The organism is Haladaptatus halobius, assembly GCF_020618475.1.
In the GTDB taxonomy this organism is placed as follows: Archaea; Halobacteriota; Halobacteria; order Halobacteriales; family Haladaptataceae; genus Haladaptatus; species Haladaptatus halobius.
Window position 1 is genome coordinate 813,512 of the sequence record NZ_CP085336.1, and the last position, 18,060, is coordinate 831,571.

The following is an 18,060-nucleotide window of genomic DNA, read 5'->3' on the forward strand; positions in this document are numbered from 1 at the left end:
GTGCCGCGTCGGCCTCGGTCTTTCGGTGTCACTCGTCCGCTTCGGCGGGAGCGCGAAGAAACTGAAACACGCCGGCGACCATCAGTCCAACGCCGAGCGTCATGGCGACGAGATCGACGTTGGCTCCGTCGCCGCCGAGTTCCGAGTACGCGAGAAACGCCAGCCAGCAGACTGCCAGTATCGGAAGGACAACCGTGGCTCGGCGATTTTCGGATGTTTCGTTCGTCGTTTCGTCGTTCAAGAGTCGACCCACTCCAAACCAGCCTGTATCGCCACTGTCTCCCTCACGGTTATAAGTTTTCGTCAGACTGGGTGATAGTGGTAAAAATTTACACCGAAATTCAGAAAAACCATTGAATACGGAAATCAAAGGACATCGTATTTTAGAAAAGTCCGTCCGGACAGCCCATCGTCGTCGCTATCGTCTCCGTCTTGACCGTGGCGTCGGAATGAACCGCGAAGGCGGTGGTCGCGTGGTTGCAGTCGAACTGCGAGCGAGGAACGCGAACGTACGTCTTCCGTCTTCCCCCCGACCGCGATGTCGAGGACGTACGTCGCCGGTTTCCGCAGTTCGATGACGAAGATCGCGTCGGCGTCGTACCGCGTCTCGTCGGTGAACAGCGACTCCTTCGAATCACTGACCAGCGAGTTCGACCGGCGCGTCAGTTCGAGCGCGATGGTTCGCGCCGAACTGTCGTTCCAGACCCACAACTGACGCGGTTGAGGGTCGCCGGAGCGTTCACGACCGACCGTCACGACGGCGAACGGGATCGCTCCGCTCTCGACCAGCGGAGTCGACACGTCCGAAGAGAACTCGTCGGGGGATTCGCGCCGGGTCACGGAAGCCGAACGAGCGGTACATCCCGCGAGCGACAGCGCGACCGCCGTCGCTCCGAGAAACGTGCGTCTGGTGGAGGGCATTAGCGAGGACGACGACCACCGAAGATAAGTGCTTTCTCTTCGGAATCAGTCGGACTCGCTCACGAAGACCGTCGCGCCGTCGTCGACGTCTATCTTTTCGATTCGGCCCGCGAATCGGTAGCAGTCGCTCGCGCCGACGACGACGCCGTCGATGGTTCGCCGTCGAACCTCGTCCGACGTTTCGACCGGGGCCGCGCCCGCCTTCGGCGCGATGCGGCCGGTGACCGAGATGCTGTATGACGCTGGTGCGTCGGGGCGACCGCCGAAGACCGTCACCGTCTTCGGGAGATTCGCGGGGTGTTTTTTCCCACCGTCTCCGGAGTTTTCGCCGTCGTTCGACTTGCCGCCATCACCGGAGTTTCCGGAGTCTCCCCCGTCACCGGCGTTACTACCGTTTCCCGACTTTCCACCTCCTTTTGCCGCCTGCTGTGCATCGTTCGGAATGCCCGCCGGAACGGACGTGTCCGGGTTCGACCCGACCGAGGTCGTGGTGACGCTGCCCGTCGTGCCGCCCTGCACGTCGGAGTTCTTCACGGCGACGCTCCCGCCGTGGAAGCCGCCGTTGACCGCGTAGCCGGCGCCGGAACCGCCGACGCTGATGTCGCTGTTCGTTATCGGGATGTCGGCGTACCAACCCCAGAAGCCGCGGCGGTTCGGACCGTTGCGGTTCTGCGGCCCCTCGCCAGTCACTTCGATGACACTGTTTTTCATGAACGACCCCGACGTGCCGAGGCGGACGTTGGCGATGTCGCAGTCGGCGACGTAACAGCCCTCGACCTGCACGGGGCCGTTTCCTGTCGCGTGTTCGGGTACTCCCGGCCCGCTGGCGTAGATACCGTTGTTCGAGAACCGCTGGAGGTTGCAGTTCCGCACCGTCAGCGTTCCGGCGTGCTCGTCTTGCACCCAGATACCGCCGGCGTAGCCGGTTTCGCCGTCTACTTTCTCGCAGCCGTCGCCGAGATAGACGTTCTCGATGACGCCCGTGCTGTCGGCGTCGACGTTCGGCATGATCTGGTAGAAACTGCCGTCGCCGAAACCGACCGCCTTCCCGCGGAAGCCGACGTTTCGAATCGTCCAGTCGCTTCCCGTGGCGACGAGTTTCGCCTGTGCGCCGTCCGCGCTCTGGTCGATGAGCACGTTTTCGAACGTCTCGCCGCTCCCGACTTGGATGGTTTTCGTCTCACCGGCCGAGACGGTGACGATTCGATAGTTCGCGGCGGCCGCCGTTCCGCTCGCCGCAACGCCTGCCGCCGACGCGACCGCCGCACCTGTCAGCCGGAGATACGACCGTCGGCCGAGTAGCGATGTCTCTGATCGAGCCTTGCTTGCTGTTTCGTCGCGTGCCATGCATCAGAAACGTCAAATCGGGCATTAATGAAACTTCTGATTTGAATTCAATGTAAGAATGGAAACTTAAGTTTCTTCGTCCGTCTATCGGACAGGAACGCGCTGGCCGGCGGTGGGGCGAAGCGCGTCGAGGTGCTTCTGCGCCCAGAGTTCGAGTGTCGTGACGGCCGATATCGGCTGGAGGTTGTCGACGCGTCCGGCCAAGTGATCGCGCTGGAGGTCGCGCACCGCGTTCGAATCGAAGCGGTCGCGCTCGCAGGCATCGTCCAGCAGGTCGTCGACGAACGACCGCATCGTCGAGTTGTCCCGGTACCAACGACCTATCCGACAGGTGTTCGGCCCGACGACGCGCTTTTTCACGTTGTCCGCGACGAACCCCGCCGCGTGGAGGGCGAGCGGCGAGGTCGGCGGTCGGTTCGTTCGATTGTACGGAACGCTCGCCGCGGGGCCGGTGACCCGCCGGGCCACTTCGAGTTTGAGGGGCGCGACGGCGGACGGAATCTTGCCGCGCGTGCCGGGAATCGAACCGATTCGGTATCGCCGGTAGGGCATTCGAGCGACGTGGTTCATGAACTCGCCGTCGGCGAAGGGAACGCGCGTTCCGGCTTGGCTCCGGTAGAGGCGATTCGACCGGAAGTGCGAGTCCGCGAATATCTCCCAGAGCGCGTCGAGCGTTCGATGTTCGCGTCGGGGTTGTCTGCTCCGTTCGACCACACGGCCCAACGACTGTTTCGGCATCATGTCGAAACTGAGGAGGGACTGCACGTCAGCGGGGGACATCTGGGCTTTCTGAGCGACCAGCGCATCGACCGGCTGTTTGCTCGTCAGGTGAGAGCGATACATCACGTCGCCGAAGAACTCCCCCTGGCTGCTGCCTTCGAACAACACGTCGACCTGCCCGGACACATCGTTCAGCGCCGCGGGGAGGTTGATGAAGAACGACCACTGCAACATCCCGTCCATGATGCTCACGCCGCGGTCAATGGCGGTCACGAACTCCTCGGCGGAGTACTCACAGAACTGGTTCGGCAATTCTAGCGATTCGGCGACGCGCTTCGCGCCGATTCGGTCTTCCTGCGTCGCCGAATTGTCGTAGGTGAACGTCTGGACGGGGCCGATCTCGTCTTTCAGGGCGGCGGCGAGCGTCCTGCTGTCGAGGCCGCCGGAGAGCCACACCCCCGCCCGGCCGTCGATGGTGTCGGCGACGTTGGAGACGACCCGCCGATAGCGCCGAACCGCCTCGTCGACGTACCCCTCCTGCGAGGCGATGCCGAAGTCAGGTTCCCAGTAGCGACGCGTCTCGACGTTGCCGTCCTCGAATCGGAGGTAGGAAGCGGGGCGAAGCGAGCGAATGTCGTTCACGAGCGTCTTCCGACCGAAGACGTGGCCCATGAACAGCATATCGCTCACCGCCCGGTCGTCCATCCGCGGGTCGGGGAGTTGGGTGACGAGGGATTTGAGTTCGCTTCCGAACAGAAAGCCGTGAACCGTCGAGTAGTAACAGGGTCGCGTCCCGAGTTTGTCGCACGCGACGACGGTGGACGTTCGGTCGGAGGTCGCGAGCAGGAACGGTCCGCTGAGTTCCGGAAGGACTCGGTCGGGGTCGTCGAGCATTCGCTCGAATATTTCGGCGGTCGAAAGCCCCAGGTCCGCGCGGTTCGACACCACGCCGTGGAGCACGCCGACCTTCCCATCGTCCTGCCACGTCGTCCATCCGTTTCGGTCTCTCTCTCCGTGATGGACGAGGCCGATTCGGCACTCTCCCGCCGACAGTTCAGCGGTCTCGTACCACGACTCGTCGTCCATCGCGTCGAACATCTCGCCGAGCGCTCGACTGCTAACAGTACCACCAGTTACGCCGGGCATAGCTCAGACGTTCACGACCGCCTATATTGTTATGTGACGCCTTCGGCGGAATTAGGCGGCTTTTGCCGCGCGTAGTAAGGGAGGAAAAACCGATTTGGGGACGCCTACCTCGCGTCAAGTCTGAAGCTAGTTTTCGGCGACCGCGCCGCAGGTCGCGCCGTCCACGACGAAGACGGCGGTCTTCGCCAGTCCGTAGAGGACACCGCCGGCCACGAATCCGGAGCCGAACTCGGCGTTGTCGACGACTTTGAGCAGGCCAAAGGCGCGCTCGCGGTCGGTTCGAGGCGTCAGGTCGGCGAGCATGGCCTGACTTGCGGGCGGGAACAGGCCGAGGGTGAGGCCCGCCGCGGCGGCGACGACGACGAACTCCGGGGCGGTTCGCACCAGCGCGAGGCTGCGAGAGCCGGGAACGAGAGCGCCATGCTCGCAGCCATCACCGGTTTTCTGCCGAATCGGTCGACGAGGTAGCCGCCGACGGCATTTCCAACCGCGGTGGCGACGTTGTTCGCCAACAGGCCGATTCCGACCAGCGTGAAGGGGATGCCGACCTCGCCGTAGAAGTAGAGTGTGGCGAAGGGGTAGACGACGCCGGAGCCGAAGAGGTAGATGAACTGCCCGACCGCGACGACGTAGACGGCGCGAGGGAACCCACAAAAGTCGTCGAACACGTCCGACGACACGCAGGCCGTCCCGAAAAAGCACCGATTGGCCGTAAGGCGTGCCGGGTTCCGGAGGTTCTTGGTAGCCCGGCGGGAGGGAAGAGTATGTCACGGATACCCGAATCGGTCGTCGGAGACGCCTACACGAGCGTGGAATCGTGGGAGACGCTCGAATCGCTCGTCGCGGTTCGAAACCGGATGGCGGGACAGGGGGGCGAAGCCGAGGGCGCGCGAGTGGTCGCGCCTTTGAGCGTGCGGGCGCACGCGAAGTCGAGATAAACGAGTTCGAGATTCCCGGTTGGTGGCGCGGGTCGTCGTCGCTCGCCGTCGGCGACGAGACGCTCACCGCACCCCACGAGGTCATCGCGCTCCCCGGCACGCCGAGCGGGGATGCGACCGGCGAACTCGTGGACGTGGGCTACGGTCTCCCGGAGGACTTCGAGGAGCGCGACCTCAAATGGAAGATAGCGGTGGCGTCCAGCGAGACACCGGAGGGGCACGACCGCTGGATCCACCGGATGGAGAAGTACGCCGGGGCAGCGGACGTCGGGGCGGTCGGCTTCGTCTTCCGAAACCACGTCGAAGGCTGCCTCCCGCCGACCGGCGAAGTCGGCTACCACAACCGCCCCGGGCCGATTCCGGCGGTCGGCGTCTCGGCCGAGATCGGCGCTCGCTTGCGCCGGGAGTGCGAGGGCGAGTCGGCGACCCTCTCGGTCGACTGTCGGAACGAACTAACGAACTCGCGGAACGTCGAGGCAATCGTCGGCCCCGACACCGACGACGAGGTGCTGGTCACCGCGCACGTGGACGCCCACGACATCAGCGAGGGGGCGAACGACAACGGGGCGGGAAGCGCGCTCGTCGCCGAAATCGGGCGACTGCTCGGCCAAGTGGAACTCGATAGGCGCGTCCGACTCGTCACGTTTGGATCGGAGGAGATCGGCCTGTACGGGGCCTATCACTGGGCCGAGACGCACGACCTGGATTCGGTGAAATGCGTCGTCAACATCGACGGGGCGGGGAACTCCCGAAACCTCGGCGTCGGCACGAACGGCTTCGAGGAACTCGGCGAGGCGTTCGAGGAGGTGACCGACAACCTGCGCGTCCCGCTTTCGACGCGCGATGGAATCAGCCCGCACGGCGACCAGTGGGCGTTCGTCCAGGAGGGCGTCCCGGCGGTCATGGCCTACTCGCGCTCGGAGGGAAGCGGGCGCGGGTAGGGCCACACCCACGCCGACACGCTGGACAAACTGGACATCCGCGACCTACGAGCGTTGGCGCTCGTGCTGACGAACGTCGTGGTCGCGCTGGCGGAGGACGGACGCGAGATTCCGCACAAATCGCGGGAAGATATCAAAGACGAGATCGACGAGGGCTACGTCGAAGAGTTGAAGATTGGGGGACGGTGGCCCTACGACGAGTAACCGGACACCGGTGGCCGCCGTGATTCCTTTGAGTCGTCGTCCACTACGGACCCGTATGTCGAACACAGTGAATCTCACCGACGACGAACTCAGACAACTCGTTTCGATACTTTCGGAGTATCAGATGCGAACCGGGGAAGACCTCGAAGACCTCGTCGAGAAGTTCAAGGCACACCAACGAGACCCGGAATCCGTGTACTCGACCTCGCTGGAACCGCCCGACCGATAGCGGGGGAGTCCGCCGGATGCGCACGGGGACGACTCACACCAACGTCGTCGGGCGCTTCGAGAGATAGTCGAACACGGCACCGAGCGCGAAGCCGTAGGCGAAGTGGCTAAGCAGCGTGAGCACGAGGTAGAGGGCGAACGCCATTCCCGCGTAGCCCTCGTAGAACGCCAGCGAGAAGCCTGTCCAGAGGACGAAGCCATAGGGAATACCTTTGGTGGCGTACTTCTCGCCCGGCAGATACGACCCGATGGAGGCGAACAGGAGGGGCCACGTTATCATCCCGCCCGCGAGGAAGATGAGGTACCCGATTGCCGCCGGATTCGCGGGGTAGAGCGCCCCTGCTCCGGTGAGGTCGGCGAGCACGACGAACGAATTGAGATCGAACACGTTGATGCTTGCGGCGACGATGAGCACGGCGGTCATGACTGCGGTGCCGACCAACCCGCCGACGGCACCGATGAACCCGTCTACGACGATTCCGGTGAGACTGTCGAAGTCCGGCTCTGCGACATCTTCACTAACGTCGACATCAACGACGGTTTGTGTGTCATTATCTGCCATGATGGTTCATACCACGTGAAGTGGTAAAAACGTTCCCGATCCCCAATTTCCGAAACCACTAAGTGAATAGAAAATCATTAAAGTTAAAGAGATGGCAGGGTACATCCGATTATTCCCCCTGCAAGGTGAAGCGGATGGATTGATCCCCCGTGGAACACGAGCAGAGGTATTCCAGCAGATCTTCGATGTATTCCTCGTGCTCGGCGTACTCGTCGGTGTCGTCGTCATCGGGTATATGGTGTACACCGCGTACAAATACCGAGATGGCAACGGCTCTCGTGAGTTCACGCCCCCTACCCTCGGTGAACTTCCGAGCGGAAGCGAAGGCGGGCAAAAACTGGCGTACTCCTTCTCGCTAAGTGCCATCATCGTCATCTCGCTCGTCCTCTGGACGTACGGCACGCTCCTCTACGTCGAAGGCGACCCGGCAGCGGAAAACCCGGACGCGCTGGAGGTGGAAGTCGTCGGCTCCCAGTTCAGTTGGACGTTCGTCTATCCGAACGGCCACGAGAGCGACACGCTTCGAGTGCCACAGGGGAAGGAGGTGAAGCTGACCGTCACTTCGACCGACGTGTTCCACACGTTCGGCGTCCCCGAGCTACGGGTAAAGACGGACGCGATACCGGGCCAGCAAACCGACACGTGGTTCATCGGCGACGAGACGGGAACCTACGAAGCTCGGTGTTTCGAACTCTGTGGGGCGGGCCACTCCTACATGACCGCGGAGGTGGTCGTGATGGAACCGAGCGAGTACCAGGCGTGGTACGCCAACACGAGCAACTCGACCAGTAACGCGACGACCTCCGGTAACACCACGACGAACGACTCGACCACTACGACGAACAACTCGACGACCACCACTGCAACCACGACACCATGACCGACGAAACCCACCACAGCGCGTTTCCGCCGACCAGTTCCGTCCGACGGTGGCTCGTCACGACGAACCACAAGGACGTGGGAATCCTCTACACCATCACCGCGCTGTTCTTCCTCGTCTTCGGCGGGGTGTTGGCACTCCTGATGCGAATGCAGTTGTGGACGCCAGGGACGGGCGTTCTCTCCGAGATTTCGTACAATCAGGCCGTCTCCACGCACGGTCTCATCATGATCTTCTGGTTCCTCTCGCCGTTCGCGTTCGGGTTCGCCAACTACGTCGTTCCCTTACAGCTCGGCGCGAAAGACCTCGCGTTTCCGCGCCTCAACGCGCTGTCGTACTGGCTCTATCTCTTCTCCGGACTCCTCCTCGGCGTCTCGTTCTTCCAGGGCGGAAGCTTGGCAGGTGGCTGGACGATGTACGCCCCCCTCAACCTCCCCGTCTACACGCCGGACGTCGGGGCGTCGACCGCGATACTCGCGCTGATCCTGTTCGTCGCCTCGGTCACTGTCTCGTCGGTCAACTTCCTGACGACGATGCACCGGATGCGCGCCGAGGGGATGACGCTCTGGAAGATGCCCCTGTTCTCGTGGACGATTCTGCTCACCGTCTGGATGATGCTCTTCGCGTTCGCCGCACTGCTGGCGGCGCTGCTCATCCTCGCCTCCGACCGCCTCATCGGAACGACCTACTTCACGGCGGACGCCGGAGGGTCGATACTGTGGGCGCACCTCTTCTGGTTCTTCGGCCACCCCGAGGTGTACATCGTCTTCTTCCCGGCGGTCGGCGTGATGGCCGAGACGTTCCAGACGTTCACCGGTCGGAGACTCGTCGGGCGCAAGTGGTTCATCCTGGCGATGATCCTCGTGGCGCTCCAGAGCTTCATGGTCTGGATGCACCACATGTTCCTGACGAGCATCAACCTCCAGATCAAGACGCTGTTCATGGCGACGACGATCGGTATCTCGCTTCCGTTCGACCTGATGGTGTTCGCGCTCATCTATACGATGATAAAGGGACGGGTGCGATTCACGACGCCCTTCCTCTTCTCGTTCGGCGCGCTACTGCTGTTCATCATCGGCGGCATCACGGGCGTCTTCCTCGGTGCGGTCGTGCTGGATTACGAGTTCCGGGGAACCTACTGGGTGGTCGCGCACTTCCACTACGTGATGGTCGGCGGCGTGACCGCCCTCGTCGGTGGGTTGTACTACTGGTTCCCGAAGATGTCGGGGAAGATGTACGACGAGTTCCTCGGGAAGGTTCACTTCGCGCTGTACTTCGTTGGCTTCAACCTCCTCTACTTCCCGATGTTCATCGTCTGGGAGACGCCGCGCCGTGATTTCGTCTACGACGCAGCCTTCATCCCGTGGCACCGCCTCGCCACCGTGGGCGCGTTCGTTCTGGGCGTCTCGTTCCTCGTGATGTTCTACAACCTCTCGAAGAGTCTCGTCTCCGGCGACGCCGCGGACGATAATCCGTGGGCGTACTCGACCACGACCGAGTGGGCGATTCCCTCGCCGCCGCCGCTCGAAAACTTCCCCGGGATTCCGAGTTTTTCCGGCGGGTCGCTCCGGTTCGAACCGAGCGTGGCGGACGGCGGCGAGGGACGCGCGGCCGTCCAAGCCTCGACGGAAGTCCAGCCCGACGGGGGTGCGACAGGTGTCGGGCACACCGAAGATCACGCGAGCATCTGGCCGTTCGTCGTCGGCGTCGGGGCGTTTATCACGTTCTTCGGCCTGTCCGGGTTCAAACAGGGCCAACTCGCCGGCGGGATGGCTGGTACCGCCTACCTATTCGCGCTCGGCGGGGGGTTCGCGCTCGGGACGTTCGCGCTCGTCTCGATGGCCCGCGAGCGATTCCACGTGGCCGAAGGCCCGTTCGGCGAGAGTTGGCCCTTCGCCGGCGTGGAGAACACGAAGCTCGGAATGTGGATATTCCTCGCCTCGGATGTGGTGTTGTTCGGCGCGTTCATCGGGTCGTACGTCTTCATCCGGGTGGCTCACGGCTGGGTCGAGTGGCATCCGGTTCCGCACGACCCGCTACCCGGACTCGTCAACACTTATCTCCTGTTGACGAGCAGTTTCAGCGTCGTGTTGGCGCTCGTGGCGGCGGAACGCCGGAGCAGGCGCGGACTCGTGGCGAGCCTCGTCGTCACGTTCGTCCTCGGCGTCGCCTTCCTCGTGAACAAGGCGCTCGAGTGGCAAGAGCTGTTCCACGAGGGACAGACACTCTCGGCGAACGTCCAGACCTCGACGTTCTATCTGACGACCGGACTGCACGCGGCGCACGTCATCGTCGGCCTATTCATCGTGCTGTACCTCGTCGCGCGGGCGTGGCGCGGGGCGTATCTGGACGACGAACGACCGGTCGAGTACTTCGGGCTGTACTGGCACTTCGTGGACATCGTCTGGCTGTTCCTCTTCCCGCTGTTCTACATCCTGTAACCATGACAAAGACCAAACTGTACACGGCGATTTACGTCCTCCTGTTCGTGATGGCGACGGCGCAGGTGCTCGTCGAGTTCGCAAACGTACCGTACTGGACCGGCTTCGCGGCCATCATCGCGCTGTCGTTCGTGAAGGCGCTGTTCGTCGCAGGGTACTACCAGCATCTCAGATACGAACCGCGATCTATCGCGTTCGTCGTACTCGGGGGGCTGCTCGCCGCGCTCGCGCTGACTCTCGCGGCGTCCTATTCTATCCTCTAGGCCGTCACGAGTTTGACGATCACGGCCAGCACGAACAGAGCGCCCCCTACCCAGAGAGCCGCGAGGGTCGCCTGCGCGCTGTCCAGTCCACGATAACGCGACGACTGGTACGTCCCCCAGAAGATGTAGCCGCCGCCCAGCACGACCGCCAAGGCGACGACCGCCAGCCGCGCGCCCCGTCGCAACGACGCTGGAACCGCCGTGCCGCTGACGAAGAGGACGGCCCCCGCACCGGCCACGAGGGAGAACAGGACGAAACTGAGCACCCAGACGGTCGGGTTCGACGCGATTCCTCGGAGAACGGCGACGGTATCGCGTTCGTCCCGCTCCGTAGCGTATTGTTTCCATTTCCGTCCGCGCGCGATTCCGAGCGCGAGCGCGACCAACATGAACCCCATCACCAGGGCGCTCGCAATGTAGCCGAGTGACGCCATACGTAACGTTCTATAGTTATATTCCCAACAGCATAAACGTTCGTTCGACGAGGGGTTCTGGAAAACGATTCGACCTCAAGCGAACCGTTCGATGATGTCGTCGACCTTCTCGGCGATCGCGTTCTCGTCGGTCGTCTCGATTTCGAATTTGGAAGAGTGTTCGTCGGACCGCATCCATCCGGTGACCGGGTCGCCTTTGCGGTCGACCTCCATGAGCACCTGCAGTTCGTCGTCGGTCGGGTTGAAGACGAATTCGAGTTCGTCCAATCGGTTCGCGAACCTGTCGGCGACCGGACGGTACTCGAACTGCTGGACGAAACCGTGCACCGGGTCGAACGGCGTGTGTTCGGCCGTGATGATCTCGACGGTTCGCACGTCGAAGCCGAGACCGCCCAGTGCCGAGTGGAACGCCGCGAGATGCGGGCCGGGTTTAACCTGCAGTTCGTCCTTGTCGCTCGGGTCGAGCGCCCAATCGATGTCGAGTCCCGTTTCGACCCACACGTCGCCACCACCCATCGTGACGGGTGTCTCCGACGGAACGTCTATCGTTACCGGAATCGTTCGCTCCTCTCCGGGGTCGATGGTGAACTCGTCGGTCAGCTGGAGCTCGTCCACGACGGTGTTCGAACTCCCCTCGTCCTGCCGAAAGCGCGTCACCAGTGCGAAGTAGACGTCGTCGACCTGCTGTTTCGAAGACCCACCCTCGATTTCGACCTCCGCATCGATGGTTTCCCCCGCGGTGACCGAGGTGGTGGGGAAGACAGTATCGACCGTCGCCGACCCAACTCCGATGCTGGAAAGAACGTTCTTCATCGTCGGTCGAACGGTTCGGAGAACTAGAATTTATACCTTTTCCGAACGAGGAAACAGGACAAGTCAGAGTTCCGAGCGCTTGACGAGCGCGTAGAGGAACAATCCGCCGAGGATGACGCTAAGGTATACTTCGAGACCGGCGAGCATCCGCGCCAGCGCACCGGTCGAGCCGATACCGCCGTAGCCGATGGTGAGGTAGGTGATGTAGCTGAAGTGGAGGTTCTTGTACATGAAAGATTGACCCTCGGACGTCGCCAGTTGGGAGAGCGAATCGAGTTGGCCGGCATCAGTCAGGAACGACGGCCCGCCGAACGCGAACAGAAGCGCGGGGAGGAGCGGTGCGACGAAGAACACCACCATGGATGCGAGAGAGGCACATCCCGTGTCCGCACGAGATGTCGCGGAAGTAGTTTTCGGCGACGCGACTCAGATTGCGTAGCCGCGACCCAGCGTCGGCGCTCGCATCCCGAACGATGGCGACGTGTTTTCGGCGGGCGTACTGCTGTCGTTTGATTCTAAACTCGCCGGCTGCCTTCACGGAGCCGCCCGCAGACGCGGCGTTCTTCGCCTTGAGATACGTCGTTTCGATGGTTTCGGGCGTCATCGCCTCGGCGTACTCGTACTCCGCGGGGTTCTCGTCGAACGTGTGGAGTCGCCAGTCGTTGCGGTCGAGATACTCGGTGTACGCCGAGAAGTCGAACTCGTAGCCGTCGAACTCGCTGAACTCCGTCTTGCATAACCGGATGTAGTCCAGCAGTTTCCGGTGACCCCGACCATCGTTGGATTCGAGCGTCATATCGCCGAGGCTGGCGAGCGTGAAATCGTAGCGAACCCACTCGTCGGCGGGTTGTTTGACGACGCCGGATTTGATCGTAGCGTCGGTGAAATCGACGTAGGTGTCGTCGTCGATGGCCTCTGCGAGGAAGTCGATTCGGTCGTCGAACGCCGCCAAATCGCGTGTGCAGGAAGTTCGCCGACGTGAACTTCGCGTTGTCGAAGTCAGCGTCGTCGGCGAACCGAACGCCCTCGAACGTCACGTCGGCGAAACTCGCGTCGTCCTCGAATCGCGTCTCATCCGCGATTACCGGAGCCGAGAACGTCGCTACCTCGTCGGTGAACGTCGTTCTCACGAACGTCGCGTCGTACTCGAACCGCGCCCCTTCGAGGTCGAGACCGTGGACGGTACAGCCCTCGAACGAGACGGGCACTTTCACGTCGGCGTGTTCCGCGCGGAACCCCCGAACGTGCAGTTCCGAAAGACGACCGGGTGTTTGTTCGCTCCCTCGATATCGGCGTAGTCGAAATCGAGTTCCGGGAACGTCACGTCGGTGAAGACCTTCTCCTCCCGGCTACCGCGTTCTATCACGTCGAGGAGCGCCGCCTGTACGTCCGCGGACGAGTATCCGCGACGCTCTCGCTCCTCCGGAGAGCAGTTGAAGATGGCCTCTCGTCGCTTCGTCGCGTCCGGCATACTACCCCTTATCCAGTCACCTACCAAAAATGTTGGGTAGATGACTCTCGAACGGGAAACGGGCGAAAAGCGCGAGCGGTAGCGGGGAGGGCGGCGGTGAACGCGAGAACGAATCGAACTATCGACCTCGACGCTCACGCGTCTTCGACGCGCTCCGCGAGTTTCGGAAGTACTTCCGTCACGTCGCCGCGCACGTCATAATCGGCCATCGGACTGACGGGCGTTTCGTCGAGGTTGATTATCGCCAGCACTGCGCCGGAGCGGGCGGCGACCCGCGGCAGCGACGCCGCGGGTTCGACGCTGAGCGACGAACCGATTGCGAGGAACGCGTCGGCCCGCCTCGCGTGTTCGCGGGCGCGCCGGAGGTCGCGTTCGTCCAGTCGCTCGCCGAACAGCACCACGTCGGGCTTGATGACGCCGCCGCAGTCCTCGCAACGCGGCGGGCGTTCTCCCGATTCGACGCGCTTCCGGACGGACGCGGCGTCGGTTCGGCGACCGCAGGAGTCACAGACGGCCCGGTGGGCGTTGCCGTGCAGTTCGACCAACTCCGCCGGCGTCGTCGCGGCGTGTAAGCCGTCAGTGTTCTGCGTGAGAATCGCGTGCAGGTGACCGTCCTCCGCGAGTTCGGCGAGCGCGTCGTGGGCGGGGTTCGGTTCGATATCACCGCCGAACATCGTCTCGTGGAGTTCGACGCGGTCGGCCCAGAATCCCGCCGGGTCGGTTCGGAACCGCTGATAGTGGAAATCTTCGGGGTCGAATCGGTTCCAGACGCCGGACTCGCTCCGGAAGTCGGGAACACCCGACGCGGTGCTCGTACCGGCCCCGGTCAGCGCGACGACCGTGTCAGCCTCGCGGACGGACTCCGCGAGTCGTGCGACAGCGTCCATGCGAGACGATGGGCGTCGGAAACGTAGTAATCCTGCGGAACGACGAGAGGCCGCCGAAACGGCGACGGTGAATGTTTCACTCGCGCCGAAGGAAACGGCAAATCCTGTAGCGAGCGAGAGATGTGCCACCGACTCTCCCACCCGGTTTATACCCACACCAGTTCTTGTCACGCGTATGGCCCACATCGTCGCCGGAACCGACGGCGCAGAGACGAGCGAGCGCATCTGTGACTACCTCCGGTCACGACTCAGCGAGGACGACACGGTGTACGCCGTGAACTCGCTTCACGGCGGGAACGACGAGGAGAAGGTCGAGGACGGCCGGGAGGCGCTCGGGGTGTTCGAAGACCGACTCGCCGAGACGTGCACCGTGGAGACGGAGCAGAACACCGATGCCAGCGACCCGGCGCACGACTTGCTTACACTCGCAGATGACCTCGAAGCGGACGAGATAGTCATCGGTCTCAGCCAGAAGCGGAGCCCCGCCCAGAAGGTGCTGTTCGGAAGCATCACCCAGTCGGTGCTCTTGCAGACGAACCATCCGGTGGTCGGAGTTCCAATCAAGAAGTCCGTCTAAAACCGAGCGCGTTTTCAGATACTGAGAATGGCCCGGACGGTTAAGGGAGGTCCGTTCTAACTCAGCAGTACGAACCGTATAGCGCTTAAACTATCGCCAACACCCGACGATAACTCGTTCCACACGCCCACAATGAATCGCTTCGGTCAGGCCGCCGCAGGTGCACTGCTCGGACTCGCACTGATAGCGGTCGCACTCTGGATCGCTCGCTCGTTAGACCTCGAAACCACGCCCACCGCCAAAGCCGACGGCGGCTACGTCACCGGCTTCGAGACCGGATACGGCAAACCCACCGGACTCGTCAGATGGATCACGACGGTCGACCACAAAGACATCGGCGCGCTCTACCTGCTTCTCGGCTCGGTAGCGTTCTTCTGGGGCGGGATGGACGCGATGATGATGCGGACGGAGTTGTTCACCTCCAACGTCGACGTTTGGAACGCGGAGACGTACAACGGGCTGTTCACGATGCACGGCGTAACGATGCTCTTTTTCTTCGCCACGCCCGTGTTGTTCGGCTTCGCCAACTACTTCCTCCCGCTGCTCCTCGACGCCGATGACATGGCATTCCCGCGACTGAACGCCATCGGCTTCTGGCTCCTCCCCCCGGCGTTCCTGCTGGTCCGCTTCGGTCTCATCTCCGACGTCGGCGGCCACATCATCGAACCCGTCTTGGGCGAGGCGGCGGCCCGCCCGTTCTTCATGCTCAAACCGCCGGAGACGGGATGGACGATCTACACACCTCTGTCGCGCCAACAGGAGAATCCGACCATCAACCTGCTGTTGCTCGGTCTCCACCTCTCGGGGGTCAGTACCACCATCGGCGCGATCAACATCATCGCCACGACGTTCACGCAACGGGGCGACGGCGTCGAGTGGTCGGATCTGGACATCTTCTCGTGGACGCTCCTCACGCAGGCCGGTCTCATCCTGTTCGCATTCCCGCTGCTCGGCAGCGCGCTCATCATGCTCCTGTTAGACCGCAACTTCGGCACCACGTTCTTCGCGCTGGAGGGCGGCGGGCCGATACTCTGGCAGCACCTCTTCTGGTTCTTCGGCCATCCCGAAGTGTACATCCTCGTCCTGCCGCCGATGGGACTCGTCAGCCTCATCCTCCCCAAGTTTTCGAGCAGGAAGCTGTTCGGGTTCAAGTTCGTCGTCTACTCGACGCTGGCCATCGGCGTGCTCTCCTTCGGTGTCTGGGCCCACCACATGTTCACGACGGGACTCGACCCGCGCCTCCGAGTGAGTTTCATGGCGGTGTCGCTCGCCATCGCCGTGCCGAGCGCGGTGAAGGTGTTCAACTGGATCTCGACGATGTGGAACGGGCGGGTTCGCCTCGAGGCACCCATGCTGTTCTGCGTCGGCGGGATAGCGACGTTTATCATCGGCGGCGTGACGGGCGTCTTCCTCGCGGCCATCCCCGTCGACCTCATCTACCACGACACCTACTACGTCGTCGGTCACTTCCACCTCATCATCATGGGGCTGATTCCCTTCGGCATGTTCGCGGCCGTCTACTACTGGTACCCGCTTTTCACCGGGCGGATGTTCAACGAGACGCTCGCGAAGGTGCACTTCTGGCTCAGCTTCATCGGCGTGAACGTCGCGTTCAACACCCTCATCGTGCTCGGGATGCTCGGTCTACCGCGACGGTACGCGCGGTACGCCGAGCGGTTCGAACCGCTCCAGCAGATCGCCTCCATCGGCGCGATTCTCATCGCGCTCGGCACGCTCGTCTGGCTGTGGAACATGCTCCAATCCTACCGGAAGGGACCAGTCGTCACGGACGCGGACGTGTGGAACCTGAAAGAGGACGGGTCCTTCTCTCGCGAGTGGCAGTGGTTGGAGGAGCGGATGGAGTGATCACCGGGTGAATCGGCCGTACAGCACGCCCAGCGAGTAGCCGTACGCGAGGTGGGCGATGAGGGAGAAGACGAGATAAAGCACGAGAAACGGTCCGGCGAGTTGGAGGCCCGCCGATCCGAGGACGAGGAACGCGACCCAGAGCACTAACGCGAAGATGATTCCGCGGATGCCGATATCGTCGCCGCCCGGCAGCGAGGTCATACGGCCCTCGATAGCCGCGAACAGGAGCGGCCAGACGACGGCCCCGAACATGACGAAGACGATGAACCCGAGATACAGCCGGTTGGGCATCCCAACGAACTTCGCAACCGCGGCGGGAACGCCGAGTTCGAAGCGTGCCTCCGCCTCCGCGACGAGGAAGATGAACACCATCAGACCGGTGCTCAGCACGCCCGCTTTGAACGTCTGCAGTGCTTGGTAGACGGCGGGCGGAAGACCGGATTCGCCGTCGAACCGAGAGACTTCCTGCGACATACTACGGAGCAAGAGGGGAAACGGTTTATAGATACTCCCTCGCAGCGTCCGAAGACCGCCAAAAGATGTTATGCGTCGTCGGCCTTTCTACCGGTATGGCGCTCGAAAACGAGAGTGATACCTTCGATATCGGCGGGGAGACGACGGTTCACAGACTGGGCTTCGGGGCGATGCGTTTGACCGGCGAAAACATCATCGGGCGACCGGACGACGAGGCGGAGGCTCGCCGCGTGCTCCACGAAGCCGTCTCGCTCGGCGTGGATCTGATCGACACGGCGGACTCCTACGGACCCTGCGTCAGCGAGCGACTCGTCGGAGAAGCGCTCCACCCCTATCCCGACAAACTCGTTGTAGCGACAAAGGGCGGTCTGCTCCGGAACGACGACGGGAACTGGATTCCGAACGGCGACCCTGACTACCTCAGAAACGCCATTATGGGGAGTCTCGACCGCCTCCGCACCGACAGCATCGGCCTCTACCAACACCACCGCCCCGACCCCGACGTGGCGTTCGAGGACTCCGTCCACGCGCTGGCGGAGCTGAAAGACGAGGGGAAGATAGAACACGTCGGGCTGAGCAACGTGGACGTAGAGCAACTCGACGCCGCTCGTGATATCGTCGAAATTGCCACCGTCCAGAACCGGTACAACGTCGCCGACCGCGAGCACGAGGACGTACTCGAAGCCTGTGAGGACGCCGGGATCGGGTTCATCCCGTGGTCTCCCATCGGCGCGGGCGACCTCGGCGACGAAGCCGACGCGCTGGACGAGGTCGCAGAGGCGCACGACGCGTCGCGCCGCCAGATCGCGCTGGCGTGGCTCCTCCACCACTCGCCTGTCATGCTTCCGATACCCGGCACGTCGAGCGTCGAACACCTCCGCTCGAACGTCGAAGCGTCGACCATCGACCTCTCCGACGACGAGTTGGCGACGCTCGACTAACGG

General features: G+C 62.8%; 23 protein-coding genes and 1 pseudogene. 9 read left to right on the top strand and 15 right to left on the bottom strand.

The features are described 5' to 3' along the window. Positions 1–28: 28 nt before the first annotated feature. From LIW51_RS20945 to LIW51_RS20970, 6 genes are all read right to left on the bottom strand, one after another. On the bottom strand, positions 29–241 hold the full coding sequence (locus LIW51_RS20945) for a hypothetical protein (protein ID WP_227376951.1): 213 nt from the start codon (positions 239–241) through the stop codon (positions 29–31). A gap of 125 nt (positions 242–366) precedes the next feature. Further along, positions 367–921: a hypothetical protein gene (locus LIW51_RS20950; protein WP_227376952.1), complete on the bottom strand. Its 555-nt coding sequence runs from the start codon at positions 919–921 to the stop codon at positions 367–369. Positions 922–966: 45 nt separating this feature from the next. Beyond that, a complete protein-coding gene (locus LIW51_RS20955; protein WP_227376953.1) occupies positions 967–2,268 on the bottom strand; it encodes a hypothetical protein in 1,302 nt (433 codons plus the stop codon). Between the two features lie 84 nt (positions 2,269–2,352). Further along, a complete protein-coding gene (locus LIW51_RS20960) occupies positions 2,353–4,134 on the bottom strand; it encodes an asparagine synthase-related protein (RefSeq protein ID WP_227376954.1) in 1,782 nt (593 codons plus the stop codon). A 126-nt stretch (positions 4,135–4,260) separates the two neighbouring features. Beyond that, the gene (locus tag LIW51_RS20965) at positions 4,261–4,518 is read right to left on the bottom strand and encodes an MFS transporter (protein ID WP_368411804.1); all 258 of its coding nucleotides are present in this window, start codon (positions 4,516–4,518) and stop codon (positions 4,261–4,263) included. Beyond that, entirely contained in the window at positions 4,422–4,802 is a 381-nt protein-coding gene (locus tag LIW51_RS20970; RefSeq protein ID WP_227376956.1) for an MFS transporter, read from the bottom strand. Before LIW51_RS20970 ends, LIW51_RS20965 begins: the two co-directional genes overlap by 97 nt. Positions 4,803–4,898: 96 nt before the next feature. On the opposite strand from LIW51_RS20970, the pseudogene LIW51_RS20975 reads away from it, so the two are divergent. Together LIW51_RS20975 and LIW51_RS20985 are read left to right on the top strand one after the other, a co-directional pair. Then, positions 4,899–6,217, top strand: a pseudogene (locus LIW51_RS20975) (M28 family peptidase). A gap of 55 nt (positions 6,218–6,272) precedes the next feature. Beyond that, entirely contained in the window at positions 6,273–6,446 is a 174-nt protein-coding gene (locus LIW51_RS20985) for a hypothetical protein (RefSeq protein WP_227376960.1), read from the top strand. A gap of 33 nt (positions 6,447–6,479) precedes the next feature. Here LIW51_RS20985 and LIW51_RS20990 read toward each other — a convergent pair whose 3' ends face one another. Then, the gene (locus LIW51_RS20990; RefSeq protein ID WP_227376961.1) at positions 6,480–7,007 is read right to left on the bottom strand and encodes a DUF6789 family protein; all 528 of its coding nucleotides are present in this window, start codon (positions 7,005–7,007) and stop codon (positions 6,480–6,482) included. A gap of 91 nt (positions 7,008–7,098) precedes the next feature. Here LIW51_RS20990 and coxB point away from each other — a divergent pair, with 91 nt between their 5' ends. Genes coxB through LIW51_RS21005 form a run of 3 tightly spaced genes read left to right on the top strand, consistent with a single transcriptional unit; the run spans position 7,099 to position 10,591 of the window. Continuing rightward, the gene (coxB, locus tag LIW51_RS20995) at positions 7,099–7,887 is read left to right on the top strand and encodes a cytochrome c oxidase subunit II (RefSeq protein WP_227376963.1); all 789 of its coding nucleotides are present in this window, start codon (positions 7,099–7,101) and stop codon (positions 7,885–7,887) included. Continuing rightward, positions 7,884–10,328, top strand: a complete 2,445-nt coding sequence (locus LIW51_RS21000) for a cbb3-type cytochrome c oxidase subunit I (protein WP_227376964.1) — start codon at positions 7,884–7,886, stop codon at positions 10,326–10,328. The genes coxB and LIW51_RS21000 overlap by 4 nt, the downstream gene beginning before the upstream one ends. A 2-nt stretch (positions 10,329–10,330) precedes the next feature. After that, a complete protein-coding gene (locus LIW51_RS21005) occupies positions 10,331–10,591 on the top strand; it encodes a cytochrome C oxidase subunit IV family protein (protein ID WP_227376965.1) in 261 nt (86 codons plus the stop codon). Here LIW51_RS21005 and LIW51_RS21010 read toward each other — a convergent pair. The 5 genes from LIW51_RS21010 to LIW51_RS21030 form a co-directional block, all read right to left on the bottom strand. Further along, positions 10,588–11,025: a hypothetical protein gene (locus tag LIW51_RS21010; protein WP_227376966.1), complete on the bottom strand. Its 438-nt coding sequence runs from the start codon at positions 11,023–11,025 to the stop codon at positions 10,588–10,590. The two genes, LIW51_RS21005 and LIW51_RS21010, sit on opposite strands and share 4 nt — an antisense overlap. Positions 11,026–11,100: 75 nt before the next feature. Further along, positions 11,101–11,838, bottom strand: coding sequence for a sporulation protein (locus LIW51_RS21015; RefSeq protein WP_227376967.1), 738 nt, complete (start codon positions 11,836–11,838; stop codon positions 11,101–11,103). A gap of 63 nt (positions 11,839–11,901) precedes the next feature. Continuing rightward, the gene (locus LIW51_RS21020) at positions 11,902–12,198 is read right to left on the bottom strand and encodes a hypothetical protein (RefSeq protein WP_227376968.1); all 297 of its coding nucleotides are present in this window, start codon (positions 12,196–12,198) and stop codon (positions 11,902–11,904) included. Then, on the bottom strand, positions 12,125–12,376 hold the full coding sequence (locus LIW51_RS21025; protein ID WP_227376969.1) for a hypothetical protein: 252 nt from the start codon (positions 12,374–12,376) through the stop codon (positions 12,125–12,127). The genes LIW51_RS21020 and LIW51_RS21025 overlap by 74 nt, the downstream gene beginning before the upstream one ends. Further along, positions 12,354–12,875 (bottom strand): pentapeptide repeat-containing protein, encoded by a 522-nt coding sequence (locus tag LIW51_RS21030; protein WP_227378304.1) that lies wholly within the window; start codon positions 12,873–12,875, stop codon positions 12,354–12,356. Before LIW51_RS21030 ends, LIW51_RS21025 begins: the two co-directional genes overlap by 23 nt. On the opposite strand from LIW51_RS21030, the gene LIW51_RS21035 reads away from it, so the two are divergent. Next, entirely contained in the window at positions 12,798–13,136 is a 339-nt protein-coding gene (locus LIW51_RS21035; protein WP_227378319.1) for a hypothetical protein, read from the top strand. The two genes, LIW51_RS21030 and LIW51_RS21035, sit on opposite strands and share 78 nt — an antisense overlap. Here LIW51_RS21035 and LIW51_RS21040 read toward each other — a convergent pair. Together LIW51_RS21040 and LIW51_RS21045 are read right to left on the bottom strand one after the other, a co-directional pair. After that, the gene (locus LIW51_RS21040) at positions 13,049–13,309 is read right to left on the bottom strand and encodes a hypothetical protein (protein WP_227376970.1); all 261 of its coding nucleotides are present in this window, start codon (positions 13,307–13,309) and stop codon (positions 13,049–13,051) included. The genes LIW51_RS21035 and LIW51_RS21040 overlap by 88 nt on opposite strands. A 134-nt stretch (positions 13,310–13,443) precedes the next feature. Next, a complete protein-coding gene (locus LIW51_RS21045; RefSeq protein WP_227376971.1) occupies positions 13,444–14,196 on the bottom strand; it encodes an SIR2 family NAD-dependent protein deacylase in 753 nt (250 codons plus the stop codon). A 175-nt stretch (positions 14,197–14,371) separates the two neighbouring features. On the opposite strand from LIW51_RS21045, the gene LIW51_RS21050 reads away from it, so the two are divergent. Next, a complete protein-coding gene (locus tag LIW51_RS21050) occupies positions 14,372–14,773 on the top strand; it encodes a universal stress protein (RefSeq protein WP_227376972.1) in 402 nt (133 codons plus the stop codon). A gap of 132 nt (positions 14,774–14,905) precedes the next feature. Then, complete coding sequence (locus LIW51_RS21055; protein ID WP_227376974.1) at positions 14,906–16,639, top strand: cbb3-type cytochrome c oxidase subunit I; 1,734 nt, start codon at positions 14,906–14,908, stop codon at positions 16,637–16,639. On the opposite strand, the gene LIW51_RS21060 is transcribed toward LIW51_RS21055, so the two are convergent. Beyond that, positions 16,640–17,116, bottom strand: a complete 477-nt coding sequence (locus tag LIW51_RS21060; protein WP_227376976.1) for a DUF6789 family protein — start codon at positions 17,114–17,116, stop codon at positions 16,640–16,642. It abuts the gene before it with no gap. Between the two features lie 95 nt (positions 17,117–17,211). Between LIW51_RS21060 and LIW51_RS21065 the strand changes: the two genes are divergently transcribed. Beyond that, the gene (locus LIW51_RS21065; RefSeq protein WP_227376978.1) at positions 17,212–18,057 is read left to right on the top strand and encodes an aldo/keto reductase; all 846 of its coding nucleotides are present in this window, start codon (positions 17,212–17,214) and stop codon (positions 18,055–18,057) included. Positions 18,058–18,060: the final 3 nt, after the last annotated feature.